Source organism: Halohasta salina (assembly GCF_024178165.1).
Classification (GTDB): Archaea; Halobacteriota; Halobacteria; order Halobacteriales; family Haloferacaceae; genus Halohasta; species Halohasta salina.
The window spans coordinates 29,767-55,716 of record NZ_JAMZIE010000009.1 but is presented as its reverse complement, the minus strand read 5'-3'; the positions used below and the strand labels follow the sequence as shown (position 1 = coordinate 55,716).

Here is a 25,950-nt window from a genome sequence, read left to right as displayed (position 1 = left end):
ATGGCAACAACGCAAACAACGACGGACGCACGAGGGATTGTTGAACCGAGCGGTGACGACACCGAGTTCGTCTTCTTCAGCGGGAAAGGCGGCGTCGGCAAGAGCACCGTCAGCTGTGCGACGGCAACGTGGCTCGCCGACAACGACTACAACACCCTGCTGGTGACCACCGATCCCGCACCGAACCTCTCGGATATCTTCGGCCAAGAGATCGGCCACGAGGTCACCGAGATCCAGGACATCGACAACCTCTCGGCGATCGAGATCGACCCGGATCAGGCCGCCGAGGACTACCGCCAGGAGACCATCGAGCCGATGCGCGAACTGCTCGACGACGAGCAGATCAGCGCGGTCGAAGAACAGCTTAACAGCCCGTGTGTCGAGGAGATCGCGGCCTTCGACAACTTCGTCGACTTCATGGACTCCCCGGAGTACGACGTGGTCGTCTTCGATACCGCGCCGACGGGTCACACGATCCGGCTGATGGAACTCCCATCCGACTGGAACGCCGAACTCGAAAAAGGAGGGTCGACCTGTATCGGCCCCGCGGCCTCAATGGAGGACAAAAAGGCCGACTACGAGCGCGCCATCGACACGCTCCAGGATAGCGAAAAGACCTCGTTTGCCTTCGTCGGCAAACCAGAGGACTCCTCGGTCGACGAGATCCAGCGGAGCGCGTCGGATCTCGGCGAGTTGGGCATCGAGTCCCAGCTGCTGATCATCAACGGTTACCTGCCCGAGTCGGTCTGTGAGGACCCCTTCTTCGAGGGCAAACGCGAAGACGAACAGGCTGTCATCGAGCGCGCCGAACGCGAGTTCGACGCCGACGCGATGGCGACCTACCCGCTGCAGCCCGGTGAGATCGCTGGTCTCGACCTGCTTGCCGACGTCGGTGGCGTTCTCTACGACGACGACGAGGCCACCGTCGACGTCGGGTCGGCAACCAACGTCGACACCGAGGAGTCGGTCGACTTCGACCCTCTGACCGACCCCGATGCTGTCGCCGAGAAACTCCAGCCGGTCGACGGCGAGACGCGCTATCTGTTCTTCACCGGGAAGGGCGGCGTCGGCAAGAGTACAATCGCCGCAACCTCGGCGACGAAACTCGCCGAGGCGGGCTACGAGACGCTAGTGGTCACGACCGACCCCGCGGCCCACCTCGAAGACATCTTCGGCGAACCCGTCGGCCACGAGCCGACCTCGGTGAGCCAGGCCAACCTCGATGCAGCCCGCATCGATCAGGAGCAGGCTCTCGAAGAGTACCGCGAGCAGGTCCTCGACCACGTTCGGGAGATGTATGAGGGCAAAGAGGACACCCAGATCGACGTCGAGGCGGCCATCGCCAACGTCGAAGAGGAGCTCGAATCACCATGTGCCGAAGAGATGGCCGCCCTCGAAAAGTTCGTCGGCTACTTCGACGAGGATGGCTACGACATCGTCGTCTTCGATACCGCACCCACGGGTCACACGCTCCGACTCCTCGAACTCCCATCCGACTGGAAGGGGTTCATGGATCTCGGCTCGCTGACGAAGGGAGCCGCCCCCGCGAAGGGCGACCAATACGACAACGTTATCGAGACGATGCAGAACCCCGACAAGAGTTCCTTTGCCTTCGTCATGTACCCCGAGTATACGCCGATGATGGAGGCCCACCGCGCCGCCGAAGATCTGAATGATCAGGTCGGCATCGAGACGGCGTTCGTCGTTGCCAACTACCTTCTGCCCGAGGAGTACGGCGATAACGCCTTCTTCGCCAACCGCCGGGCCCAACAGCAGCAGTATCTCGGCGAGATCAAGGATCGATTCGAGACACCGATGATGCTCGCTCCCCTTCGCGGGGACGAGCCGATCGGCCTCGACGAACTCAGCGCGTTCGGTGACGCGGTGACCGGACTGGCTGAGCTCACTGACAAACAGACCGCAGAAGTCCCACACCAATGAGTGAAACCCAATCCGTCGAAGACGCAGTCGAACAGAAGCTTCAGGCGTTCATCGACGCCATCGAGGACAGCGAAACCTACCAGCAGTTCATGGCTGCCAACGAGCGGCTCGAAAACGACGACGAAGCCATGGAACTGCTCGATGAGTACCGACAGAAACAGCGACAGATGCAGCAGAACTTCGATCAGTCGCTGATGGCCGAACTGCAAGAGCTCCAAGAGGAGCTCTCGGAAAACGAGACGATCCAGCAGCACCGTGCGGCACAGTCCGACCTCATCGAGTTGCTTCAGGAGACAAACGACGTAATCAGCGAACCGATCGGCATGGAGTTCGCCCAGTCATCGGGAGGTGGGTGCTGTTGAGCACCTCCAACGACGAGGTCATGGCGGCCGCAGAGGAGCTCGGCGAGGAGCTTCGCAACGCCCAACGCGAGCAGAGCCAGTTCCAGTTCAATTCCCTGCTGATGCGGTGTAACGACGCCATCGGCCGGGAGATCGGCGTCGACTACGGCAGCGCTTGCGGTGCTGGCGACGACTGCTGCTAAGTAGTCACACCGCGCTCCGTTTTCCCTGCGACTTCCCTCTCAGAGGCACCATCATGACCCAGAGCCACCCATCCTACGCGGATATTGCCCGCCGCGAGCGACTCGCCGAGTCGACGCTGGATCTGCTGGCGTTCGATACCCAGAACCCACCTGGGGAGACCACCCAACTATTGGCGTGGCTTGAAGATCGCATTTTGAACTGGGGTGTCGACACCGAATGGATCGAGTCCGTCGACGGGAAACCGAACCTCGTAGCGATCGTCCCCGGCGACAGCGAGTGGACACTGCTCTACGAGGGCCACGTCGACACCGCGCCCTACGAGCGCGAGGCGTAGAGCTACGATCCCCTCGGCGAGCGCGTCGACAACCGCATCTACGGCCGCGGAGCGACCGATATGAAAGGTGCGGTCGCGGCGATGGTTGAAACGCTCCGCATGTCTGTAGTCGACGACTTCAGTTCGGACTCTCTCAAACGATCGTGTCGATAGATGGCCTGTCGAGCGCGAGACGGGGTCGTCACTCATCAGGAGTCCAATCGGCATGCTGCAGATGGCAGGCGCTCCAGTCGGAGTTGGGATCCCGAAATACAGTCGTTTGATACGGATTATCGTCGGAAGGTACCGCTTGACCACCACCGAGCGGCGGCCAGAGCGGCTAATTTTGTATAGCGTAATATGATTTATTCTTACCGCGGATTATTCCACCACATTTGCGTGGGTTTAGCAGACTGTACTGGTCTGCATAACCCACAGAATTATAAGATTCTCTACTGAATGGCTAAACGACCAGTCTATGCCACTCTTAGAATTAGGTCGACAGACAGCGATCGGGCTCCCTTACGCGATTTTCGCGACCGAGGAGGAACCATTTAATGAGTGACTCCCCGCAGACTCTGGACGGTGACTCACCTACATTCGACGATATCCGATGGACAGAATGTTCGCTGGAGGACTTTGTCGAACTGTACTGGGACCGTATCGCTCCGTGTCTCGAGGCCGAAGATATCGATCCCACGACCGAAAAGCCCAGCCACCAGTGGTTTCGGGACCACGGTGCGCGATCGTTTGTTGCTGCCCTCCGACGGCACCACGGTCGCTCTTTTGGCGACTTCTGGGCTGAAACCCTTGCGCTCGGCGTCGACGACGGGTACGACTGGGCTACCCAAGACAGCGAGACAGTAGCTGCGCTTGAGGGCTTTCTCGATCGTCGTCAGTCGCGGTACAGTCTCGCTCAGTCCTCGGTCGACGCACTCAGGACACGGCTCAATCTCTATGTCCGGGCCTATACGGAAGCCAACGATACCGACGATCTCCTCACACCCATCCAACGAGACGAAGAGATACCGGCCTACGAGGCTGTCGACGCCTGTTATGCAGCCTTCGATTGGCTCAATGAAGGTGCTGACCACGAATACAGTGCTCAAACGCTCCAGCGGGTGCGGCGCATCGTCGATGCGTGGTATCAACATCTCGTCGGTCGACGGATTGCCTCGCTTAATCCGGCGAGTGGACTCTACGACGAGTTCAAATGGGAAGTCGGGGCCTCCTCAACGCCGTCGCTTTCTGCTGAACACATTCAGGAGCTCGTTGCAGCGACCACCGAAACCCGAGCGAAACTCTTGATTATGGCCTTGGCTGGTTGGGGCCTCCGAGCCAGTGAAGTCGCTGGCCTGCATGTCTCACAATTCAATCGTGATGTCCCAGACAACGATGTCCCCTATATCGAATTCGAAGACCGGAAAAACGGCCCTGGAGAGGTCTCTGTGTTGTTTGGAGCGGATCTGCTGGACTCACGGATAGAGACATTGGCAGCCGATGAGACATGGTCTGGCTATCTGTTCCCGTCCTCACAGGGGGCGAAACCACACGTCACGAGAGATACAATCCGCAACCGCTTCCGAGCGCTTGCGTCAAAGGCCGATCTCCCAGAGCAAATCGACGGTGAACAGCCCAGTCCACAGCTCTGTCGACGGTTCTGGTACGATACCTATACTGCGGTTCTGGAGGGCGTGCTTGATGGAGTCGAAGAAATTGCTGCAGAACAGGGCAGTAGTGATCCACAGGTCGTCATGCAAAACTACCTTTCAGACAATCGGTCTCGCCAGTTACGTCGACAGTTCATGCGGGAACAGCTAGCTGAGGCGTTTAACCCCCTATAGTGGGGCCAGAGAATTTCATCGTTACTGCAATTGTAAACTTTATACCGCTATATCAATTCGACAACCGGTAAGTTGAGACTACAGTGGGTTTAGCGGGGCTATAATGCGTGAATTTGACCGATTCGGTCAGTGGAAACTGCCTCAGGTCGCTCTCCAAACAGCCATTCTTGTTATTCTGCCAATCATACGAACAGATTTTGATATATCTAGCAGTGTAGCCACTCAGACGGTCTGCTAACCCGAACAAAACACCTCACTACCCGATTCCTGTCTGCTTCTTCAGCAGGGTCAGCGTGTTGTCCGCTGTAATCAGCGGTGAATGGTCATACTCACCGGTCAACTCGACCTGTACCAGCAGATCGACTGCTCGCCAGATCGAGTACAGGAGACACGCGAACGCGAAGTAGAAGAACCGTAGCCCAAAATTTTTTGAGGTTATCGCAGCCATGAACCGCTTGATCGATTTGTACCCGCTCTCGATCTCCCACCGGTAGCCGTACTCAGTGAGGTGCCCGCTCCCCCGATTCGTTATGAACACCGAGTACTGCCGGTGATCGTCGTGCTCGGAGTTCTCTTTACGTCGGTAGATCAGCGTCGTTTCGTGCCACTCGTTGTTTCCGAGGTGGAGTTTCCGGTCGGTCTCATACCGATCTTCCCCTCGTTGGATGAGTCGCTTTGCTTGGGCTCTCTCGCTGGTCTGCATCCGTTTCGGGACGACATATGAGAGTCCGCGTTGACTGATCATCTCCAGCACGTGCTGGCTGTCGAACTCACGATCCATCAAGACATTATCAACGTGCACGAGGTCCTCAGCCGAGTCCAGTAGATCGTCGACGATCTCCTTCCGTGACTCCCCTCGTCGAACTGGTCGTGCATCGAGGACAAGTGGGACAGCGTTTCCGACCAGCTGTACTGTCGCCCACTGGTAGGCGTACTCGTCAGTTGGCTCTTTTGTCCCGATAATCTCGTCTTCGTGGCCAGTTCGGTCGCCTGTAAAGGGATCGGTCTCGGTAATCTCGATTGCCACGATTCCGGCACAATAGAACTCCTCCGTCGCTGCTACCCTATCTAAGAGTCGGTCGACTGCCTGCCGGTACATCTCTCTAATTTGGTCGACTGAGAGGCTTCGGAGGTGATCTCGGTGGGTATGCCCGAGCGGTGTTCGATCACGCCGTGATTCGTGAACGAAACTGAGAGCCCCCTCATCCGCCGCTAAATTTTCGCGCAAACCGAGATACGTCTGTAGGTCCCAGAACGCATGTTCGTGTATTTCACAGCTCTCTCCACGTTCAAGTGAGAACGCAGGATAGGCAATCTGACCCACGTGAGTAGTGATCTCTTCAGCCCGATCTAGTGTACCAATTGATCCGTAAAATTTCCATCACCACTCTCGTCACTACGAAATTGGCGTGAAGGCTTTCTGGGAATACTGACACCTTCATCCTCAGCTTTGATCAGGATTGCCCGAGCACCCTTCTGAATCGTTTCTCGGAGGGTTGTCGGGAGTCGGCGGTGCCACGTTCGCCACAGTGTCGACTGATCAGGGACGGTCTCAAAGTCAATCTGCTGCCGGACGTTCGGATAGCGTTCAAGATACTCGACAAGTGATGTCTCGTGCTCCCATCCGTGGACTTCCTTCAGGAGAGATAAGCGTACCAGCGTTCGCATACGGTACGTTGTTGAACTGCTGTACCGATCATGACCTGTGAAATCCATGTATTGTAGTGGTAAATCGCAAATGAACTCGTCAACCGAGTTGTGGGAGTCATGACTAAACCAAACAGAGGCAACAGTTCTGATATCCTCATCAAGTGCTCCAAGCGAGGAGGTATCGTACAGTGGTATTGTATCGTAGGCTGGCCAATTGTAATACGAAGTCGTCGCAATCTCTCGAAAAATCTCACGTCTTGAGGAGAGCGTTGAAGACATGGTGAAGTAGTAGACCTGTTATTTTCAAAAAGAACCGAGATCATATGTTCAATAGAAATTGCAAGACTACGACCGCAAATGTGGCACTGATAAAATCGCCTATAAAAAGAACGGATTGGTCATGACTGTAGTTACCTCTTGAACCGCGTTTCGGAAAGATTCGTTGCATCAACACATGGCTTATTCGTTACCTACGCTGGGCTGTCGTCGTCGAGGTGACGTTCGAGTTGCTGTTCGAATTCGGCTTCGGTGAGTTCACCTCTGGTGTATCGTTTTTGAAGCCATTCGATGGGATCGCTAGTGTCCTCGGTTGATGCCTCGTCCGGTTCCGTCTCTGCGGTCACGAGTTTGTAACCGACGTATCCAATCCCCAGTGCCAGAAACAACGGTAGGATGATGAGAACCGACGACCCTCCCATCAGGCCTCAATTCCGTCATAGTAGTAAACGGCCGTGTACTGTGAGCCGACAGAGCAACTACCAAATAAAAATTGTGTGGCTACTCTTTGGGGAGCCGGATCACGTTCTCGCGGCCGATCCGGATCTTTTCGATTGCCCCATCGTCGGCCATCTCCGAGAGGACGCGGGAGGTCTTCGATTTCGACCAGTCGAGCGCATCGACGATGTCTGCCTGCTTCATCTGGCCGTCGTGCTGTTCCAACACGTCGACGACCTGTGACTCGTTCGTCACGAGATCATACTCCCGCCCAGTAGGGGCCTCAGCGTCAGTTGTTACATCGGAAGGGCTGGCATCACTTGCGGTCGCGGGACCGGTGTGGTCGTCGTCGACCGCAGCCTCGTCGGTCGGTAGTTGGTCGGAACCGGTCGACTGCTCGCTTGTCGACCGATGTCGTCTGACGGCCAGCACCCCAACAGCGACAACCACTACGAGACCGACAATAGCCGGAATCAGTGTGGAATCGACCGGCAGCGCGCTGACAGGGGCTGCAACGACCCGTGGCCGACCGTCGGCGAAATCTTCACGCCCGCTCCACTGGACGACGCCATCAGTGGTCTCGTCAGGGGCTGGCGCGGAGCTGCTGACGGTGTATCCTTCGGGAGCAGCGATTTCGAGGACATCTCCCTCACTGATGAACAGTCCACCAGCAAACACGTCGCCCACGACCCACTGCTCGTCGTTCTGGGCGGCGAACCCTTCCCAGCGAAACTGGAAGCTAACGATCCCCCATCGGTTTGGGACCTCTTGGACGCTGGTTTTAGCCTGAAATTCGACGGCGCGCATCTCGCGGTCGTACTGTTGGTTCGCCCCAGCGACGACCGCCGTCATTCGCTCCTCGAATGGACCGAGATACTGACTGGTGTCGTTGCTGAACGCAGCCTGAAACGCTTCGTACTTCTCGGTAGCAGCCGACGTCGAGAGCCGAGTTCGGAACTGGATCGTCCACACCGCATCGCCGTTCGGACGAAGGTCGATCCGCGTAACAGTGTTGTCCGGCTCGGGCTGGTCGGTTGCGATCTGATACGGACCGGTGTGGTCGGTGGCCGCCACACCGCCCGCGATCACGCTACTACAAACGAGAGCAAACAGACACATTGAGACGAGACGTGATCGCATTGCCAGCGGTATTAACTGATTTGTATTAAACAGTCGTATTGTGGCCGGATAAGTAGTAGAGATATACAGATACACCCATTTCAGATGAATATACGCCCCAAATAGAACAGTCCGAAACAGTGTCGGAACGTCCTGAACAGTCGTGAAATCGGCCGGAACGTCCAGAAACCGGCAGTACGGTCGTTGGCATATATTATGGCAGGGTGACTGGTAGAGAATGATGAGAGCGACACAACTGATCGCTGTGCTGGTGGCGTTGGGCCTTGTGGTTGGTTCAGTGCCCGTCGCCGCGATGGCAAGCACAGCTACGACCGGGGGCGCACAGACAGCCCCACTCCAGATGGACAGCACCGAAACCAACCAGTCGGGAACGAATCAGTCGGGACCCAATCAGTCAGCATCTATTCGTGCGAGTACGGGCCAGCAGCTGACGACCGTGCTGGCGGTGACCGATGACGAGGTGAAAAGTGCCGTCGAGGAGTCGTCGGTCGAGGCCTCGTTTGCGGCCGCCGCCGAGACCGAACGCGCCGAACTGATCGCCTCGCGTGCGTCGACGCTTAGAGAGCGCGCCGAGGGACTGATCGCCGAGCGGCGAGCGGCGACCGCCGACTACGAAAACGGGACGCTGTCGAGCGCCGACTACGCCCAGCGTATCGCCGTGCTGAGCGGACGAGCCACGGCGGTTAGCAACGCCATCACGAGGGTCCAGCAGCGCGCAGTGACAGTCTCGGCCTCGGAACTGGAGGCCGCAGGCTACGACGTTGCGGCCGTTGCCGACAGCCAAGAGCGGCTGCAGGCGCTGACCAGTTCCAGCTCGCGTGCACTGCTCGACCAGTACACGGGGATGAGCAGCGGTGAGATCAAAATCGAGCGAGCCAATGGCGTCGAGATCGAGATCGAAAGCGAGGACGGCGAACAGTCACGGAGCTTCGAGCGACCACAGCCAGGCGACGGGAGCTTTGTCGTGAGCATGGATGATGCACAGGCAACCGCCGAGTCGGCACTCTCGACCGACACCGACGGCGAGTGGACACTCGAAGAGGCCAAACGCAAAACGGAGTACGGCTTCTACGAATTCGAGTTCACCTTCGAGGGACCGAGCCACACTGGGGAAGCTGAAGTAGACGTTGACGGCCAGACCGGCGAGATATTCGCATTCGAGGAGGAGATCGAACCGCGGGACGCTGAAGACGAAGACGAAGAAGACGACACACGACTGTTGATCTCGGTCGTCGAAGGCGAGCCAGCCCCGGGTGCGACGGTCACACTCCGGGTGACTGCCGCAGGCGATCCGGTGTCGGGCGTGAACGTCGAAGTCGGCGGTGAGATCATCGGGACGACCGACGCCGACGGCCGACTGATGGTCACCCTTCCGGACGACGAGGAGGTCGACATAGAGATCGAAGACGGCGAGCGCGAGGGAGAACTTGAACTTGAGTTTGCCGACGAGGAAGACGGCGAAACCGAAGACGACGAGCAAGACGACGAGCAGGACGAAGCGGAGCCCGAAACTGAAGACGACGAGCAAGACGACGAGCAGGACGAAGCGGAGCCCGAAACCGAAGACGAGAACGAAACCGACACCGACGACAGCGGCGACCTTTCGATCAACGTTGTCTCCAGTGATCCGGCACCGGGCGCAACCATAACGCTCGAAGTCAGTCAGGGCGGCCAGCCGGTTGCAGATGCGTCGGTGACTGTCAACGACGAACCGGCCGGGACGACCGACGCAAACGGACAGCTGACAGTCACGTTGCCCGACGACGATGGCGTCGAAATAACAGTCGAATCCGGCGACAATGATGGAGACCGCGACTTCGAGTTTGATAGTGAGGACGACAGTGAGGAGGACGAATAATGTCTCGACGCCGCCCACGTGTGATTACACTCGTGATGACGCTAGCTGTACTCGCGGCGGCTGGTGGCTCGGCAGTTGGTCCAGCCAGTGCGACGACCTCGGTCGACACACTCAGCGAGCCAGCGTTCGTCGTCGACCTCCAGTCGGATGGCGACGCGACAGTGAGTCTGGTCGTGAGCTACGACCTCGCTGACGACGCCGACCAGCAGGCATTCGATCAGCTCCGGGAGGATCCCTCGAATCTCACCGGCAACTTCGAGCAGCGACTCTCGCGGATCGCGGACCGAACCGCCACTGACACCGGCCGCGAGATGACGATCAGTGGTGTCAGCGCCTCCGTCGAGACGAGGGACGGGGTTGGCGTGATCCGTGTTTCCGCCGAGTGGAGCAACCTGGCAAGCGTTTCGGGCGACGAGCTGACGCTCACCGAACCGTTCGCCAGCGAGTTCCAGCCCGACCGGCTGTTCGTGATCAAACCACCTGAGGGCTACCAGCTCGCAACCAGTAGCCACGAGCCTGCCAACACGGACGCGGAGACGGTTCAGTGGACCAGTGGTGTTGACCTCTCTGGATTCAGCACCACGTTTGCGACCGACAGCTCAGAGTCGCTTCCCACACCGCTGACGACGCTGCTTGCGCTTGGACTCGTGAGCGCGCTTGGATACGCAGGCCACCACCGACTTCGACAAAAACAGTAGTACAGCCAGTCAATCGCGCCTATTTTTCGAACTGTCCTACTCGCCGTCGAACATACCGGTCGACATGTATCGTTCGCCGCTGTCCCAGAAGACTGTAATCACGAGTGGGTCATCGACGCCCGACTCAACGAGTCGTTCGGCGATGCGTTTGGCGGCGAGATTCGACCCCCCTGCTGGACTGGCTGACGAATTCCGTATGCATTGAGCAAAGGACTCTCAACTTCAAATACAGTTTCAAAAGGTTTCGTCTGTGCTACTGGCGTCGATACCAGAGTACAACCCCGATTCCACCGAGGCCGGCCACGAGCAACACCACGATCAGGGTAGTACCACTACTAGCTCCATTCGATTCGCCACCGACAGCAACCGACCCAACCGACTGCTGGCCGACGCGGAGGTTGTAGTCACCTGCTGCATCGAAAGCGGGCGAGAGCGTGAGTGTCGTGTCGCTCTGTGCGTCGATGAAGACCGTCTCGGAGGTCACGACCTCCCCGTCTGCGGTGAGGGCTGCGGTGTAGTTACCGGCTTTACCGCCGCGGTTGGCCACCGTCAGCGTGACGTCGACCGGCTCGCCGGTTGCGAGACTCGTCTTGCTGACCCGGCTGTCGGTCAGCTCGTACAGCGGCTGGATCGACCCGACAGTAAAGATCGACAGTCCGGGTGAAGTCGCCTCGAAGACGTACTCGGAGTCGGTTTCGTCGACGAGGGTGGTGGGCAGGGCGTTCCACCGGACCGTCTCGTCACGGTAGAGCCCGACCGACTCGGCGCTAATCCCGCTCCTGTCGAGGTAGGACTTCCCGACGCGGAACGTGAACGTCACGTCCTCGATATCCTCGTCGGGGATGCTGTGGTCGACGGTCACCTCTCCGATCGCCCGTGACCCGGTTTCGCGTGCGAACTCACGATCGGTCTCCGAGAGCCCATCAAGCGAACTGGCCGGTTGGCTCTGGGGCGAGTCAACCAGTGTCTCGCTGCCATCGGCGTCAGTCCCGGTGGGCGTCTCACTGTCACCGGTGTCCGTGCTGGTTGGCTGGTCGCGTTCCCGAGTCGTTACATCGAGTGTGAAGTCACCGTCTGTGTTGATGTTCATCCGGATTCTCGGTACTCTGATGTTGGGCTTTGTCGTCTCGGCTGACTCAGTATCGTCGGTTGCAGCGTCATCGGTGTCAGCGCCATCCGTTTCGTCCGTCTCTGGCTCCTCGAAGGAGATGTCGACCGGCTGGTCGGCCCGTGCGTTTGAGACGGTGACACTCCAACTCGAGTCCGTCGTCGAGTCCGACTCGGCGTCGTCGGTTCCGGTCTCCTCGTTTTCCTCGCTCGACTGGTCGACAGTGACGGTCGTTTCTTCGGCCTCTGGCTCGTCGTCGGATGACGAACCCGAAGACGAACCCGAAGACGAACCAGATCCTGACGAGACTTCTTCGACGGTCACGGTGAGCGTGTCGGTGTCGTAGTTGCCGGCCCCGTCCGATGCGTTCAGCGTGACGGTGTAGGTGCCGGGTGAGCCGTAGGTGTGAGTCGGTTTCTCACCGGTCGTTTTTGAGCCGTCGCCGAACGTCCAGTTGTATGTCGACACACCTACGTTGTCGGTCGTATTCGAGCCGTCGAACTGGACGGTCGTTCTCTCGTCTACGGTCCGGTCGCTGCCAGCGTCGGCCGTGGGGGCGGTCGTATCAACCGTAATCGCGGCCGTCCCCTCGGAGTAATGGATGCCAAAATCGACACGGACGCCGCCGGAGACGGGCGTAATCGTCGTCGACCGGCTCTGGCCGTTGAGTTCTCCGGCGAGTTCGGTCGCGTTCACGCCCCAGTCGGTGAGCAGTGTCTGGGGTAAGAAGGCCTCGAAGAAGCCGGTGTTGTTCGTGCCGTCCTTGGCGAAGTGGGGCGCTTTGACGGTGAGTTCGACCTTATCGTTCGTTCCCGTCGTGTTGTACTGCGGCGTGCCGAACTCTTGGGCGTCGGTCGTCATAATCGAGCCGTTGAGTCGTTCGCGGTAGGTCTGTGACATCACGCTGAGGTCGTCGACCGCGAACGTCAGCGCGGCGTCCTGCGACTCGTTGGCTTGGTGGGTGCCGGGCCACGACATGGGCGACGAGCCATCGGGCTTGAAGTAGGATTCGACAGCAGTGGGCGTCCCCTCGATAGAGAGGTTCCACGTGTTGTCGCCGTTGTCCGTCCGTGTCCAGTTGGCGTCGTGGGCGCTGCCGATCAGTACGCGCGGCGTGAAGTTCTGAACGGTGACGTTCATCCGGATGAGCGTACTGCTGTCGGCTCCGAGGCCGGCGAGTTCGTAATCTGGTTCGGTGTTGGTGTCGCTTGTGCTTGCGCTCGCGTTCTTGGCTTGGATCTGCAGGAGACCACCCGAGAACCGGGCATCAAGCGTGACGTTTGTCATGTCGGGTTTCGTGCCCGAGAGGTGTTCAAGTGACGAGGAGACGACCGCGGTCCCGATGGCGACACTGTCGGATTCGCTGTTCGCCCCGTTGTTACCGCTCGCATCGCTGGCGGTATAGAGGGTCGCCGTGTAGCGTCCGTCGCTGCTCCCGTTGTAGGTGGCGGTGTAGCTGTAGGGACCGCTGCCGGTTTCAGTGAAGTTCGACGCATCGAGCAGTGCTGATGCCGGGCCATTGAGGCTAACCGAGATCGTGCTCAGTTGTTCGCTCGCGTTGAACGACACCGTGACGTTCTGGCCGGTGGCATTCGTCGACGAGAACTCCGAGATTGTCGGCACGACTGTGTCGACGGTCACACTGTCGGTCTCGTCGCTCGCACCGTCGTTGCCAGCAGAATCATTAGCCGTGTTGAGCGTAGCTGTGTAGGTACCATCACTGCTTCCAAAGTATTGTGTGACGTACTGATAGGTACCATCACCGGTATCCAGTTGCTTAAACTGTGATTCAGTAAGTGTTGCCGTCTCTGCTCCACTGATTGTGACGTTTATCGAAGACAGTGTTTCGGTCGAATTGAACGACACTGTGACGTTTTGACCCGATGGGTTCATAACTCCGAACTCCGAGATCGTCGGCGCGGTCGTGTCGAAACGTACCGTTCGGGATTCACCACCCGCACCGTTGTTGTCTGCCGAATCGTTGGCCGCATTCAGTGTGGCGGTGTAGCTCCCGTCACTGCTCCCGTTGTAGATCGCAGTATAGTTGTAGGGACCATTGCCGACTTCGGTGAAGTTGGTTTTGTCCAGTGTTGCTGTCTCCGCCCCACTGATCGTGACTGTGATCTCGTCGAGTGTTTCGCTCGCATTGAACGCAACCGAGACGTTCTGTACCGATTGGTTCGTCACCGAGAATTTCGAGATCATCGGTGCGACCGTGTCGACAGTCACGCTGTCGGATTGACCGTTCGAACCGTTGTACCCGACCGAATCATTGGCTGTGTTGAGGGTCGCTGTATAGCTTCCGTCACTGCTGCCGACGTACCGTGTGTTGTACCCGTATGTTCCGTCTCCGTTGTCCAGTTCGCTGAAGTCGCCCGTGGTGAGCGTTCCGGTCTCTTGACCGCTGATGGAGACGGATATCTCACTCAACTGTTCGCTTGCGTTAAACGACACCGAGACGTTCTGACTGGATGGGTTTGTTGCCGTGAACTCCGAGATTGTCGGCGCGGTCGTGTCAAAACGTACCGTTCCGGATTCACCGCCCGCACCGTTGTTGCCTGCCGAATCGTTGGCCGCATTCAATGTGGCCGTGTAGCTCCCGTCACTGCTCCCGTTGTAGATCGCAGTATAATTGAAGGGACCACTGCCGACTTCGGTGAAGTTGGTTTTGTCCAGTGTTGCTGTCTCTGCACCACTGATTGTGACAGTGATCTCGTCGAGTGTTTCGCTCGCATTGAATGCAACCGAGACGTTCTGTACCGACTGGTTTGTCACCGAGAATTTCGAGATTGTCGGTGCGACTGTGTCGACAGTCACACTGTCGGACTGACCGCTCGCGCCATCTCTGGAACCGCTGTCCTCGGCAGTATTTATCGTCGCAGTGTACGTTCCATCAGTCCCGCCTGCGTACGTAGCAGTATAGGTGTAACTTCCAGCGGAGCCGGTTTCAGTAAAATCGCCTTCAGTGAGCGTCCCTGATTCAGCTCCGCTGATCGATACCGAGATGTTCACGAGTTGGATATCCGAATCGAACGAGACCTCGACGTTTTGGTCAGACGGGTTCGTTGCACTCAGACTCGAAAGAGCCGGTCCAGGCTGTTCGAGCGCGTGAAGTTTACTCACTGAGCCGTAGTAGAGCGTGCCATTCCATGCCAATGGCGTCGGGTAGAGGGTCGTTGTCGGCGAGGTGTACTGCCACCGTTCGGTTCCGGTTGTGGCGTTGAATGCGTGAACAGTATCGTTTCCGAAATCGGAAATATACAGTGTCTCACCGGCCACAACCGGTGCACCGCGGAAGTCGGACCCTGTGGTGTTCCAGATTTCCTCCCCGTCGGTCGCGTTCAGCGCAACGAGGTCACCACCACGACTTCCTGCATACAGGGTGCCGTCTGCATATACTTGACTAGCGTCGACATCTCCGGTCACTGTGTAGTTCCACCGCTCGGTACCGTCGGTCGCGTTCAGCGCGTATACATATCCGGTTCCCGACGTTTCGCCCGACGTGCTCTCACTCCCGATAAAGACGGTATCACCGACAACCGTCGGATCCGACTGGCTCTCGTCCGGTAGCGTGTAGTTCCAGATTTTGTCTCCAGTCGTCGCGTTGAGCGCGGTGACGTTGTCGTCGGCGGCTCCGAAGTAGACGACATCGTCGACGACCGCTGGATTCGACTCGACGAGCACGGGCTGGTAGAGTCTGTGATACCACAGCTCCTCACCGGTGGCCGCGTTCACCGCAGTCATGTTGCCGTCGTTGCTGCCAAAGTAGACGACGCCGTCGACGACTGCTGGTGCCGACCGGACGTTGGTCTGTGTCGAGTAGTTCCATATCTCACTGCCGTCAGTCGCGTTTATTGCGTGGAGTTTGTAGTCGTTGGTTCCAAGATAGAGCACGCCATTGGCGTAGGCGGGTGTTGTCCATGTCGACCCGTCTGTGCCACCGGGTGTAGCGTTCCACTTCTCCGCGCCAGTCTTCGGGTCGACTGCGTAGAGTTTGCCGCCGTTGTGGAAAGCGACGTACAGCGTGTCACCGACGACAGTCGGCTGCATCACCAGTGGTGTGCCATCGGAAATGTTCCACACCTCTTCGGGCTGTGTGGTCGGTCCCTGCTGGTTCGGATAGTAGCCGCGATTGTCTGCCCCGCCGTGGTACTTGGCACTCGCCGTCTTGACCGTCACGGTCTCGCTTGCGCTCTGACCGCCGCCTGCAACCGTGACCGTCCGGTCACCAGTATTCCAGAGCGTCTTCAGAATCGTGACTGTTCGGCTCTCACCCGCGGCGATGGTTCCGTTCCTCCATTCGACGACTGTCCCGTCAACGCTCAACGAAACCGCATACGTCTCGGCCGAGCCGCCGGTGTTGTTCACCGTAATCGTCCCGTTAGCTGCACTGCCTGCATACAGCGTCGACGGCGTCACCGATGGCTCCTCGTAACTCACCGGTCCTGCTGCCGCAACCGTCCCGGCTGTGGCAACGAACCCACCGACTGTCGACCCCACAAGGAAGACCACCATCGTGAGCGCGAGTAACCGATCTCTCCGACTGTGGCTCATTGTCACACCCCACTGGCAGTCGGCTGAAACAACCAATCCCGACAGGAATTCGGCTGTGTCACACTGATCGAAGTATCATACCACTGACCACAAGCTGATCGTGTCGACCGAATAAGAACCACTACAATTATTGACAGTATTCGGTATAAATTAACTATTATCTGATGTTTAATAGGCATACGAAGTAAAATGAATTAACCTCTAATAAATGAATCGCCTACGTATGACGTTCTCCTCGAAGAGTAACCCGACTAAGTCGGTATAAAAGATCAACGAGCTGGCGAAGCAACCGGCCGAAGGATCTGAGGAGGACATATCCGCTCATTTGGGCCCGTAGACCGCAGATATAGGGACATTCCGCAGGTCTACATAAGAGCGTAGAATCTTAACCAACACAAGATGGCCTAATCAATGAGTGTTGGTTAATACAGCTCTGATTAGATCTTCAACTCCCGAAGCGGCCTCACACGGAAGGTATCTGGCTCGTCGACCGTCTCTTGAACGCCTCTTCGTTCCCACTATTTTACGCGATCGTCGGTTGATCAGCGCGTTGCGAACACGTCGACGACGGGCTCGCTATCGACAGCATCGAAGGCCGTCCCGATCTCGTCGTCCGTGCGTTTGACTCGGCGAGTCTAGTCGTCGAGGTCGAAATCGCCGACGCACTTGCCGACCGGACAACAGGCGTGGCCGACCAACTCGATGGATTCCGCACACAACGCTACCAGCGCGTGTTGGTCGTTCCAGAAATGGTGACGAATGCAGCCGAACGGCTTGACGAAGACTTAGAGGGTGACCTGACGGTGTCGACGCCAGACGGCGTGTCCGAGTTGCTTCAGTAAGTGAGTACGTCTCGTCCGTTCTCGCTCCGTCGACCACACGCCTCTTTGCATGAGCGGCCGGCGATCGCTTTACACCCCTCATTCAAAGTGAAATCCCGTCGATTCCGGCCGCCAATACAGCCGACGCACCGATTTAGAGTCCGATGTTCGAAGCGACTAACTCGGGATCGTGGCCGACGCCTTCAACGACCACGTCGGGGTCTTTCAATAGACGGTGGGCCGTAAAGGTGCTTTCTGGTGACCGCCACCGGTCCGTCGACACTCAATGATGTCCAGAAACGCCTGTTCGTCGAGTAGTTGCCGAACCCGGTCGATTTTCAGTGGATCGGTGCTTTCCTGCTCGCACACCGTTTTGTAGGCGTCGTAGACATGTGTCGTTCGGTAGCCATCTTCGCCGTCGTCTGGATCGGCGTTCTTGGTGAGCAACGCCAGCGCCAGCAGAATATGCCGGGCGTGTGGCGTCTGGGTCGAGACGTGTTCGGCTACGCGGTCGGCTTCGGCGTGGTGTTTGGCCTGCTCTAAGTGAGCCTCTCGAACTTTCGTGTCGCCTTTTTCCTCAGCGATCACGCCTGCGTTTTTCAGAATCCGAATCGCTTTCCGGGCATCGCCGTGTTCACGAGCGGCCAGCGCCGCCGCCCGTGGGATGACCGCACTGTCGAGTGCGCCCTCATAGAAGGCGTCCTCGCGAGCGTGCATAATCTCGCGGAGTTGGTTCGCATCATACGGCGGAAACAGTAACTCGGCATCGCCGAACGACGATCGGACCCGCTGGTTCATTTTCTCTGGGTAGTCGAGTTTGTTCGAGATGGCGATGATACCGATGTTGGTGTCGGTTTTCTGGGCCTCCCGCGCCCGCGAGAGTTGCATCAGGATATTGTCGCGGTTGCCGTCGGCGTCGGGTTGGATACGGTCGACCTCATCAAGGGTGATGACCGCGGCATCGAGGTCCTCGAACAGCTCCTAGATCATCGTGTAGTACTGCGAGGCCCCCAGTCCAGTCAGTGGGACGTTCTTCGGTTCGCCGACTGCGCGGTTGGCCGCCCGCGCTGTCGCACACGCTGCCCGGGTCTCTGTGGAGTGTTGCGAACAGTCGACGTAGATGTCGGTGACAGAGAGCCCTTCGCGTTCGGCGACGGAAGTTGCGGTCTGGGCGACGTGGCGGGCGACGAGTGACTTTCCCGTCCCAGTCTTCCCAGAGATCAACACTGGCGTCGGTGGTTCGCCACGGACGATCGGGCGGGGGTTCGAAACCAGCGACTCGATCTCGTCGTCCCGGCCAACGAGACAACAATCAGAGCGAGAAGTCCCGCCACCGTACGACTACGATATCAGTCGAAGGTCATGCCGTAACCCCATTCTTCGAGTCGTTCCTCGGTTTCATCGAGATGTTCGAGTCCGACCTTTACCAGTGCTTCTCGAAGATCCGTCAGTGAGACATTGTCGCCGAAGCGCTCTTCGAGTTCTCTCAGTGCTTCTCGCTCAGCAGTCTTCGTTTCTGGTTGTAGAAACAGTGGAACCCTATCGCGACCGTCTTGGACGCTGTCACGGCGATATTTGTAGGGTATCTGCATCCGTGTTTGGGTGGATTGTCCGCTCTCGGTCGACTCTGGGGTCGTATCTACGTTAGTAGCGACAGGCGTCTCATCCGTCTCTTCGGAGACTTCGGGCTCAGGAGATGGGTCCGGATCGGAAGCCGGTGGTTCAGTATCCTCTGCAAAGGGGTCTTCGCCGGCGCCTTCTTTCATTCCCGTCATGGGGTCAGCACCTCGTGGTCGACGTCACCCGGTTCAGGTGGGTTTGGAGCTTCGATCCCTGCGGTTTCCTCGAGATAGCGTGCGATCCGGTCGAACTGTGCCAGCGTCTCGATCTCGTAGTCCCGCGATCGGTCACGGTGTTCCCGTACATAGGTGAATGCCGAACACTGTTTCATCCAGCAGCCCTCCATCAGTGAAGCCCGCTCGCCGATGATTTCCGGGATCGTGTACTCGATTTCCTCGAGGATCGACTGTTGGTCACGCGTATTTTTGAACCCGATCGGGACGGCTGCCATGACTCCAACCTCGACGTCGAGTTGATCCTCGAGTCCCGCAACAAGTGATTCGAGGCCTTCGACTGCTGCCCGGCCTTTCGCACTCGGTTCAACGGGGATAACCAGCGATCGGGTAGCATGGATCGCATTGTATAGATGCGGCCCCTCTGTGGCAGGTGGGTCACAGATCAGGACATCGTAGTTGTCGGGCACACCAGCTTCTCGAAGCACCCGCAGCAACTGCGCATGCATCCCGAAGGCCTCGCCCATTGCTTCTGCCTGATCTTTCTCTCGCTGGAGGTATTCTGCCATATCCGAGAGCATGTTGTGTTCGGGAATGATATCGACACCTTCGACAGATCGGATTAGATTAGCAAAGTCGCCCTTCGGTCGACGGATCATATGTCGAACAATGTTGTCGACTGGCTCAGTGCGTTGGTCGTCGACACCGAACAGCCGCGAGAGATCGCCGTCCTGGGGATCCAGCGGGACAACCAGTGGCTTGAGGCCTGCCCGGGCATGGGCCACTGCCAAATTAGCTGCAGTCGTCGTCTTTCCGACCCCACCTGCCTCACTGTACGTTGAGTAGGCTAACATATTCTCTACATGGTGTACATCCATCTTGAAACTTCGTCAGACACATTCATTGTTTGAGTACGTAGACTCATGCATTGAACACACACAGTGAACACACACAGTGAACACACATTATAAATACACCTAATGAACACACCTAATGAATATTGTTCATGAACACAATTAGTAGATGTGGAATTTGAACACAAATTTTGGGTGCTTATCCTGAATTTCGGGACTGAACAGTTATGCCAAACACCAGCGCTGAACACAACTAATGAACATTTCTATTGAAGAATTTTATTGAACACATACACTGAACAAAAGCCATGAACACGTAGCCGTACTGCGGTTTAGGGGTTTATTTGACTTCTCAGACACCCGGGCAAGAGGATATGTGACTACAGGGAAATAACGTGACTCCGGCATTGACTACCTCAAAAACGACAATCCGCATATGTTGGAACAGATACAATTTCACCAAACATCACAGAGGGAGTCGACTTCATGTTGGCTCGAAGGAGCCTGAATGCCCGGAGGGACATTCTATTGCCAATATGATCTCTAACTTCGTTGTGCTACTGTCCGTCCGGCATCGTCCAATCGATATCCGCGTCCCGACTGGGGAATCGCGGCATTGAGACGACCTCGAACGTTCGGTCTGCTGCGGCAGGTGTCACCGGTGCCGAAAGCATGAGTCGCGCGACGTCCGCTCGCGAAATCGTTCCCCAGAGCTTCGCGCCCGGCTCGGCAGCCGTCACTAGGTCTGTCCGTGAGCCGTTCGTCAAGATGCCAGGCCGGAGGATCGTGTGACGGATCCGTGCGTCCCGGATTGCAGATTCGGCTGTGGCCTTCGCCTCCTGAATCGGGCCAATAAACGCGTTGAACGCCGTCGCAAGCGGGCTTGCTGGCTCAGATCCGACGCCGATGGCCGACTCCATGACGAACGAGTCGACGCCAGCGTCCGCTGCCGCACTGACCAAGGTGCGGTTGCCAGCCCCGTCGACGAACGGCGGGCCAGACCGGAGTGCAGTCGGCGCAGTCCCGACGGCGCTCAGTACCGCATCGACATCGGCAACAGCTGCCGACAGGTCCTCTGGGGCCAACAGATCGTCAACAAACACCTCGTCAGCACCAGCAGTTTGGAGCCCGGGAGCGGCGTCAGGCGACCGCGTGAGTGCACGAACGGTGTCGACGCGTGTTTGGGCGAGCCGCAGAATTTCGCGCCCGGTTGCTCCGGTTGCGCCAGCGACGAGGATTGTCTCGAGGGTGTTCGATCCCATACCCCTGTCACGGTTCCGACAATAAAAAGCGCCTTGATCAGGTCGCTACCCTCAGAGTATCCGCCGACCGTTTCTCTCCGTGTGAGCAGTTGGCCACTTTCGGCCCTGTCCTTGTGGGGACACGTTGGCACCAGTCCAGAGAGACGGACACCCACAGTCTTGTCGACTATCTCGGCCGCTACAGCCAACACTGAGCTTTGTGTCGAACCTGATCAGGACACCGAGTTCCGATGCGAACTGTGGACCTTGCTGCAGATCTCACATTCCCAGAGGGTAAAAATACGCTATACGGACAACAGGCCCACCAAATCGGGTGACGTTTTTCACCGACGGGACCGAATTTCCATACGGCCATGTCCACAGATGAAACAATGCGCGCTGTAGAGGTTCCAGCAGCCGGCGCAGACTTCGAGATCGTCGAGCGCGATGTTCCTGAGCCCGAAGATACTGAGGTTCGAATCGCAGTCGACGCCTGTGGAATTTGCCACAGCGACGCAGTCGTGAAGGAAGGCACCAGACCGATCGAGTACCCGCGTATTCCAGGCCACGAAGTCGTCGGGAGCGTCGACGCGATCGGAGAGGAGGTCACAGAGTGGTCTGTCGGTGACCGCGTGGGTGTCGGTTGGCACGGGGGTCACTGTTTTACAGAATACAAGGAGAATGCCCCGGGGCTTGACCCCGGGGTTGAATCCGACATTCTGTGACACAAACCATTAAGCGGACACATCGATAATCAAGAGACAGCGATGGAGTACAGTCACCGTTACCCTGCATACCCGACACAAGCGGTAGCGGCTGAACTGGAATACCACATCGACGTTCATCGCCAAGCGTACAACTACACTCTGCAGTAGTTGAGACTGGAGTTTTCAATGCATAGGCTGCAGGATCAGTTTGATCACTGACAACGGGTGGTTATTTGGACCGTTTGAACTCGAACCGTGCCCCGCCATCGGTTCCGTCTGTCACCGAAACCGTCCAGCCGTGTGCCTTCGCGATGTCGGCCACGATTGAGAGCCCGAATCCGGTACCCCCCTCACTGGACGTGACGCCGTGCTTGAACACTTCATCTCGCCTTTCCGAGGGAATTCCGTTGCCGTCGTCCTCAATGTAGAACCCATCGTTCTCATCCAGTCGACCCACGGTAACCGTGATGTCGGCACCACCGTGCTCGACCGCATTCCGGAACAGATTCTCGAAGAGCTGGGTCAGCCGCCCTGCATCGCCGGTGACTGTCGGAACTCCATCTGCAACTGTAAGCGTTGCCTCCCCAGTGTCGACGTATCCCCACGCCTCCGTCGTAATACTCTCGAGGTCGATCTCCTCTGCATTCTCGATCGTCGTCTCCCCACGTGCCAGCGTCAGAAGGTCCTCGATGAGCCGTTCAATTCGGTCGTGTGCGGATTCTACTTTCTCGAAGTGCTCCGCGTTCCCGGTCTCCTCTGCGATTTCGAGGAATCCCATCGCGACGGAGAGCGGGTTCCGAAGGTCGTGGGCAACGACGCTCGCGAACTGGTCGAGTCGCTCGTTCTGTCGATGTAGTTCTTCCTCCCTACTCGCTCGTGCGAGTGCTGCCTCGACAGTCGCACCGAGAATCCGGAACAGATCGACGTCCGTCTCAGAAAAAACCCGCGTGGAAACTGACCCCGTCGACATGAGCCCATACTCACCCAGTGGAACGAGAATTTCACTCCGAATCTCTGTGTTCGGATTGTGGGGTTGCCCCTCGGCCTGGACATCATCGTATACCCGGGTTTCTCCGGACTCAAACGCGTCCCAAGCAAGGCCGTCCCCGGGAGCGAACCGAGGGGAATCGCCAAACAGGTCTCGTGCTGCGGACGTTTCCGTAATCGGGACGAGCGCGTCCTCTCGCCCGTCGTACTCCCAGATACCGGTGATATCGAAGTCGAGTATCTCGGTCGCGGCATCGACGGCAATCGCCCCGATCTCGTCGCTCGATTCAGCGCCGCTCAGCTGCTGTGCGGTCTCCTGAAGTGATCGAAGGCGGGCTTCCAACTCTTTCTGTTCGGTGATGTCCTCTAAGACGGCGAGGATACTCGTGACTTCCCCATCGGGGCCTGTAATCGGCGCGACCGACAGGAGCAGGTCCAGTTTGTCTCCGTCTTTTGTCTCCCGCCGTATCTCTTTCGCCCGGATTCGCCCCCCGTTCAGGACGCGCTGTCGGTGTGAGGCAAACTCTTCCTGCTGCTCGTCCGGAACCATCGGATTGAACTCACCAAGCACCTCTTCGCGCGACCAGCCGAACATATTTTCAGCCTCGTCGTTCCAGCGGATGACGTTGCCATCGGTGTCAATCTCCATGACGGTGAGTGGCGTGGCCTCGATGAATGATTCCAGTCGCTGGTTCGTCGCCTCGAGTTCGCGCTCTCGCTCGACCTGCTCGGTGACGTTTCGGGCGATGCCCACAACTCGAACGGTCTCTCCATCGACAACAACCGGTGCGAGGCTGGTCTCCCAGAACCGTGCATCGTCACCGACGTCGAGTTCCTCGCGATACGAGATCGGGGCACGCTGCTCGACACAGCGAGTGTAGTTAGCCTCGATTTCAGCACCCTGCTCGTCGCCGAACACCTCTCGGGGTGTCTTGCCGCGGACCTCCTCAGTTGTAAGTCCGGTCTGTGTCTCGTATCCCGGACTGAGTCGGGCGAACTCGAACGACGGGTCCGTTCCATCGGTATCGACGTCAAGCAAGAATATCGCGTCTCCGGACGTTTCGAGCAACGCCTCGTATTCCTCCGCGAGTTCTCGATGCTCACGGAGTTCTGCTTTTCGCTCCGTTATATCCTGAAAAACGCCTCGAAGTGCTGAACCGCCACGCTTTGTGTCCTCAACGTATTCCCCCCACGCCCGAACGTCACGAACCTCTCCGTCGGTTCGTACGATCCGGAGGTCGAGGTCGTACGGTTCCCCGTCTTCGATTGCCTGGTCGACTGCTGCGGTAATCGTCTCTCTATCCTCGGGGTGATAGAACTCGAGTCCGTCGTCGAGGGTTGGCTCGTAGTCCTCGGCGACACCGTGAATCTGGCGGACGCCGTCAGACCAGATGAGTTCGCCGCTCGATGGGAAGTATTCCCAGATACCGATGTCTGCGATGTCCTGAACGCGGTCGAAGAGGAACTCCTGACGTTCGAGCTCGGCACGGTCACCACGACGCGAGAGTTCGGTACTCACGAGTTGTGCTACCAGCTCGACGAACGTTCGTTCGAGCGCTCCGAACGGCGCGACTCGCGTCGTTGGACTCGAGAAATTGACTGTTCCATAGCGGGTGTCGTCAACGACGAGGGGCACGCCGATGTACGACTCCAACTCGAATTCACGATAGGCGGGGTGAGCCTCTTTTCCGTCGCTAACGGCGTCTGCGAACGAACGGACCGAATCCGTATTGACGACTTCCGCACAGTACGTCGAGTCGAGATCGAACTGATCGCCGGCTTCGATATCGGCCTCCGGTGCGTGAACTGCCTCGACCGTGTAGTTGCTGTCCTGAATCCGAGAGACGATTCCGATTTCGAGCCCGAGGGTATCGCAGCCGACTTCCAACAGGTTCTGGAGCCGTAACTCGGCCGAAACACCGCTTTCTGCCATGACGGATTGGAGGTCCCGGAGCGCGTCTCGCTCTCGTTCTAATTGACGCTTCACCTCGCTCTGTTCGGTAACGTCTCGAGCGACGACGAGCACTTGTTTGTTTTTCTGATTCTTGAACGGTGTTACCCGGACATCGAGCGTTCGCTTACTGTCCCCGACCATAAGGTCGAGTTGTAGATCCGCATCGTACAGTCCGGTGAGACCACCATCACCCTCTATCCCGTCAAGTGTCGATTCGACTGTCCGGGAGAGCCGCGTTGCATCGGACTCGCTAATGCGGTCATCGACGACCGTTTCAAGCTGTTGTCCTGTGATCTGTGCCGACTGATCCCCTGTGAGTACCCGTTTCGCGGCCGTATTCGCGAACTCGATATCTCCCTCTTTATTGAGGACGAACACGATATCGTGGACGTTCTCCAGGATCGTGGCACTGCGTTCTAGCTCGAACTCCCGTTCTCGCTCGGTAGTGATCTCGCGTGAAAAGACGCTCATCCCGTCGTCGTCCGGGAACGCTCGCACTTCGACCCAGTAGTCGAACGGCTCCGGCAGGTACTGTTCGAACGACACCGACTCGCCGGTCTCCATCGCCGTTCGATATTTTTCTTCGAGTTCCGTCCCGACGATCGACGGAAATTCCTCCCAGATCGTAGCCCCAGTAATGGCGTCCGGGTCACGGCTGATTCGCTCGGCCATCTTCTCGTTCATGTACTCGATACGCCAGTCGCTATCGACAGAATAAATCGCGTCAGTAGCGCGTTCGAGTGTTCGTCGAAAGCGCCGTTCCGTTTGCTCGGCCTCCTGTTGTTTCCGTGCAGCGCTCGCAAGTGTTCGAATGCGGGCCGCAAGTAGTGTGAAGTTATCACGCTCCGACCGGACTGGGATGTAGTCTGAGACGCCGGCACGAGTCGCTTCGCTCGCGATCTCCTCGCTCCCCTGTCCGGTAAAGAGGATTATCGGGATATCATCGTTCTGCTGGCGAATCGACTCCGTAAGCCCGATGCCGTCCGAATCATCGAGCGAGTACGCCGTTACGATACAGTCGATCCGGTCCGAAGCAAGATTGTGCAGTGCTTCGTCGATACCGACGGCATGTATATAGTCGATCTCGGTACTCGTCTGTTGGAGCTTGGTTTGAACCAACTCCGCGAACGCGGGATCGGAGTTCACGTAGAGGACGCGGATTGGATCGTCCAGTTCGCCAGTAGTACCGAGCACAGTTACAGAGATCTGATTGTCCAACTGGTTAAAT

Annotated in this window: 16 protein-coding genes and 6 pseudogenes; 11 read left to right on the top strand and 11 right to left on the bottom strand. The window is 57.8% G+C overall.

From position 1 onward, the window contains the following. From arsA to NKJ34_RS14275, 6 genes and pseudogenes are all read left to right on the top strand, one after another. Positions 1 to 1,941 carry an arsenical pump-driving ATPase gene (gene arsA, locus NKJ34_RS14295; protein ID WP_253738991.1) on the top strand — a complete coding sequence of 647 codons (1,941 nt, stop codon included), beginning with the start codon at positions 1 to 3 and terminating at the stop codon, positions 1,939 to 1,941. After that, positions 1,938 to 2,303 carry a halo-CC-star protein HcsL gene (hcsL, locus tag NKJ34_RS14290; RefSeq protein WP_253738990.1) on the top strand — a complete coding sequence of 122 codons (366 nt, stop codon included), beginning with the start codon at positions 1,938 to 1,940 and terminating at the stop codon, positions 2,301 to 2,303. Before arsA ends, hcsL begins: the two co-directional genes overlap by 4 nt. Continuing rightward, positions 2,294 to 2,485 (top strand): halo-CC-star protein HcsS, encoded by a 192-nt coding sequence (gene hcsS, locus NKJ34_RS14285; protein ID WP_425491842.1) that lies wholly within the window; start codon positions 2,294 to 2,296, stop codon positions 2,483 to 2,485. The genes hcsL and hcsS overlap by 10 nt, the downstream gene beginning before the upstream one ends. A 53-nt stretch (positions 2,486 to 2,538) precedes the next feature. Beyond that, positions 2,539 to 2,820, top strand: coding sequence for a hypothetical protein (locus NKJ34_RS14280; protein WP_253738989.1), 282 nt, complete (start codon positions 2,539 to 2,541; stop codon positions 2,818 to 2,820). Positions 2,821 to 2,853: 33 nt separating this feature from the next. After that, positions 2,854 to 2,973, top strand: a pseudogene (locus tag NKJ34_RS15985) (hypothetical protein); the annotation flags it as partial. A 383-nt stretch (positions 2,974 to 3,356) separates the two neighbouring features. Further along, the gene (locus tag NKJ34_RS14275; protein WP_253738988.1) at positions 3,357 to 4,643 is read left to right on the top strand and encodes a tyrosine-type recombinase/integrase; all 1,287 of its coding nucleotides are present in this window, start codon (positions 3,357 to 3,359) and stop codon (positions 4,641 to 4,643) included. Positions 4,644 to 4,899: 256 nt separating this feature from the next. Here NKJ34_RS14275 and NKJ34_RS14270 read toward each other — a convergent pair. The 3 genes and pseudogenes from NKJ34_RS14270 to NKJ34_RS14260 all read right to left on the bottom strand — a co-directional run bounded on the left by NKJ34_RS14270 (position 4,900) and on the right by NKJ34_RS14260 (position 8,147). Beyond that, positions 4,900 to 6,572, bottom strand: a pseudogene (locus NKJ34_RS14270) (transposase). Positions 6,573 to 6,763: 191 nt separating this feature from the next. Further along, a complete protein-coding gene (locus tag NKJ34_RS14265) occupies positions 6,764 to 6,991 on the bottom strand; it encodes an SHOCT domain-containing protein (RefSeq protein ID WP_253738987.1) in 228 nt (75 codons plus the stop codon). A gap of 79 nt (positions 6,992 to 7,070) precedes the next feature. Further along, on the bottom strand, positions 7,071 to 8,147 hold the full coding sequence (locus NKJ34_RS14260) for a helix-turn-helix transcriptional regulator (protein ID WP_253738986.1): 1,077 nt from the start codon (positions 8,145 to 8,147) through the stop codon (positions 7,071 to 7,073). Between the two features lie 217 nt (positions 8,148 to 8,364). Between NKJ34_RS14260 and NKJ34_RS14255 the strand changes: the two genes are divergently transcribed. After that, positions 8,365 to 10,005, top strand: coding sequence for a DUF7096 domain-containing protein (locus NKJ34_RS14255; RefSeq protein ID WP_425491840.1), 1,641 nt, complete (start codon positions 8,365 to 8,367; stop codon positions 10,003 to 10,005). Then, positions 10,005 to 10,703 (top strand): DUF7345 domain-containing protein, encoded by a 699-nt coding sequence (locus tag NKJ34_RS14250; RefSeq protein ID WP_253738984.1) that lies wholly within the window; start codon positions 10,005 to 10,007, stop codon positions 10,701 to 10,703. Before NKJ34_RS14255 ends, NKJ34_RS14250 begins: the two co-directional genes overlap by 1 nt. Positions 10,704 to 10,739: 36 nt before the next feature. On the opposite strand, the pseudogene NKJ34_RS14245 reads toward NKJ34_RS14250, so the two are convergent. Both NKJ34_RS14245 and NKJ34_RS14240 read right to left on the bottom strand, forming a co-directional pair. Next, positions 10,740 to 10,877 (bottom strand): annotated as a pseudogene (locus NKJ34_RS14245) (PLP-dependent cysteine synthase family protein); the annotation flags it as partial. Positions 10,878 to 10,956: 79 nt separating this feature from the next. Further along, positions 10,957 to 16,365 carry an outer membrane protein assembly factor BamB family protein gene (locus tag NKJ34_RS14240; protein WP_253738983.1) on the bottom strand — a complete coding sequence of 1,803 codons (5,409 nt, stop codon included), beginning with the start codon at positions 16,363 to 16,365 and terminating at the stop codon, positions 10,957 to 10,959. Between the two features lie 686 nt (positions 16,366 to 17,051). On the opposite strand from NKJ34_RS14240, the gene NKJ34_RS14235 reads away from it, so the two are divergent. Next, positions 17,052 to 17,207 (top strand): hypothetical protein, encoded by a 156-nt coding sequence (locus tag NKJ34_RS14235; RefSeq protein ID WP_253738982.1) that lies wholly within the window; start codon positions 17,052 to 17,054, stop codon positions 17,205 to 17,207. A 204-nt stretch (positions 17,208 to 17,411) separates the two neighbouring features. Here NKJ34_RS14235 and NKJ34_RS14230 read toward each other — a convergent pair whose 3' ends face one another. From NKJ34_RS14230 to NKJ34_RS14210, 5 genes and pseudogenes are all read right to left on the bottom strand, one after another. Further along, the gene (locus NKJ34_RS14230) at positions 17,412 to 18,164 is read right to left on the bottom strand and encodes a Cdc6/Cdc18 family protein (protein ID WP_256488768.1); all 753 of its coding nucleotides are present in this window, start codon (positions 18,162 to 18,164) and stop codon (positions 17,412 to 17,414) included. A 3-nt stretch (positions 18,165 to 18,167) separates the two neighbouring features. Continuing rightward, positions 18,168 to 18,479: pseudogene (locus NKJ34_RS14225) on the bottom strand (sigma 54-interacting transcriptional regulator); the annotation flags it as partial. Between the two features lie 56 nt (positions 18,480 to 18,535). After that, positions 18,536 to 18,961, bottom strand: coding sequence for a DUF7970 domain-containing protein (locus tag NKJ34_RS14220; protein ID WP_253738981.1), 426 nt, complete (start codon positions 18,959 to 18,961; stop codon positions 18,536 to 18,538). Then, positions 18,958 to 19,833, bottom strand: a complete 876-nt coding sequence (locus NKJ34_RS14215; RefSeq protein WP_253738980.1) for a ParA family protein — start codon at positions 19,831 to 19,833, stop codon at positions 18,958 to 18,960. Before NKJ34_RS14215 ends, NKJ34_RS14220 begins: the two co-directional genes overlap by 4 nt. Before the next feature lie 557 nt (positions 19,834 to 20,390). Next, complete coding sequence (locus NKJ34_RS14210) at positions 20,391 to 21,095, bottom strand: SDR family oxidoreductase (RefSeq protein WP_253738979.1); 705 nt, start codon at positions 21,093 to 21,095, stop codon at positions 20,391 to 20,393. 371 nt (positions 21,096 to 21,466) lie between these two features. On the opposite strand from NKJ34_RS14210, the pseudogene NKJ34_RS14205 reads away from it, so the two are divergent. Together NKJ34_RS14205 and NKJ34_RS15980 are read left to right on the top strand one after the other, a co-directional pair. Next, positions 21,467 to 21,742 (top strand): annotated as a pseudogene (locus NKJ34_RS14205) (alcohol dehydrogenase catalytic domain-containing protein); the annotation flags it as partial. 99 nt (positions 21,743 to 21,841) lie between these two features. Beyond that, a pseudogene (locus NKJ34_RS15980) lies at positions 21,842 to 21,943 on the top strand (helix-turn-helix domain-containing protein); the annotation flags it as partial. A 67-nt stretch (positions 21,944 to 22,010) separates the two neighbouring features. On the opposite strand, the gene NKJ34_RS14200 reads toward NKJ34_RS15980, so the two are convergent. Next, positions 22,011 to 25,916, bottom strand: a complete 3,906-nt coding sequence (locus NKJ34_RS14200) for a PAS domain-containing protein (protein ID WP_253738978.1) — start codon at positions 25,914 to 25,916, stop codon at positions 22,011 to 22,013. Positions 25,917 to 25,950 lie beyond the last annotated feature (34 nt).

What these genes read in the sequence shown, in the direction of transcription:
- arsA (WP_253738991.1), top strand. Translation starts at nt 1, where the DNA reads ATGGCAACAACGCAAACAACGACGGACGCACGAGGGATTGTTGAACCG.
- hcsL (WP_253738990.1), top strand. Translation starts at nt 1,938, where the DNA reads ATGAGTGAAACCCAATCCGTCGAAGACGCAGTCGAACAGAAGCTTCAG.
- NKJ34_RS14280 (WP_253738989.1), top strand. Translation starts at nt 2,539, where the DNA reads ATGACCCAGAGCCACCCATCCTACGCGGATATTGCCCGCCGCGAGCGA.
- NKJ34_RS14275 (WP_253738988.1), top strand. Translation starts at nt 3,357, where the DNA reads ATGAGTGACTCCCCGCAGACTCTGGACGGTGACTCACCTACATTCGAC.
- NKJ34_RS14265 (WP_253738987.1), bottom strand. Translation starts at nt 6,991, where the DNA reads ATGGGAGGGTCGTCGGTTCTCATCATCCTACCGTTGTTTCTGGCACTG.
- NKJ34_RS14260 (WP_253738986.1), bottom strand. Translation starts at nt 8,147, where the DNA reads ATGCGATCACGTCTCGTCTCAATGTGTCTGTTTGCTCTCGTTTGTAGT.
- NKJ34_RS14255 (WP_425491840.1), top strand. Translation starts at nt 8,365, where the DNA reads ATGATGAGAGCGACACAACTGATCGCTGTGCTGGTGGCGTTGGGCCTT.
- NKJ34_RS14250 (WP_253738984.1), top strand. Translation starts at nt 10,005, where the DNA reads ATGTCTCGACGCCGCCCACGTGTGATTACACTCGTGATGACGCTAGCT.
- NKJ34_RS14240 (WP_253738983.1), bottom strand. Translation starts at nt 16,365, where the DNA reads ATGAGCCACAGTCGGAGAGATCGGTTACTCGCGCTCACGATGGTGGTC.
- NKJ34_RS14220 (WP_253738981.1), bottom strand. Translation starts at nt 18,961, where the DNA reads ATGACGGGAATGAAAGAAGGCGCCGGCGAAGACCCCTTTGCAGAGGAT.
- NKJ34_RS14215 (WP_253738980.1), bottom strand. Translation starts at nt 19,833, where the DNA reads ATGTTAGCCTACTCAACGTACAGTGAGGCAGGTGGGGTCGGAAAGACG.
- NKJ34_RS14210 (WP_253738979.1), bottom strand. Translation starts at nt 21,095, where the DNA reads ATGGGATCGAACACCCTCGAGACAATCCTCGTCGCTGGCGCAACCGGA.